This is a genomic window from Psychrobacter proteolyticus (assembly GCF_038155145.1).
In the GTDB taxonomy this organism is placed as follows: Bacteria; Pseudomonadota; Gammaproteobacteria; order Pseudomonadales; family Moraxellaceae; genus Psychrobacter; species Psychrobacter proteolyticus_B.
In genome coordinates, this window is record NZ_JBAKAY010000168.1 from 1 (window position 1) to 216 (window position 216).

General features: G+C 48.6%; 1 pseudogene. It reads right to left on the reverse strand.

Annotation, left to right across the window (positions count from 1 at the left end):
* Nucleotides 1-216 (reverse strand): annotated as a pseudogene (locus tag V6252_RS13385) (ESPR domain-containing protein); the annotation flags it as partial.

Sequence of the window (216 nt, forward strand, 5' to 3'; positions counted from 1 at the left end):
CTGACCACTCTCGCCACTACCAATGGCTATCGTTTGGCTACCAGAGGCACTGGAATTGCCACCCAGAGCCATCGCATTGTCGCCTGTTGCACCATCATTGTTTTCGTTAGTTAACAACCCTGTGGAGCTGCTGTTTAAACTGTAGTACGTGGTTTTGTTACCCGCAACCGTACTGGCTAAGCTATGAAGATGCGAGCCATTAACTGCATCTTTGAT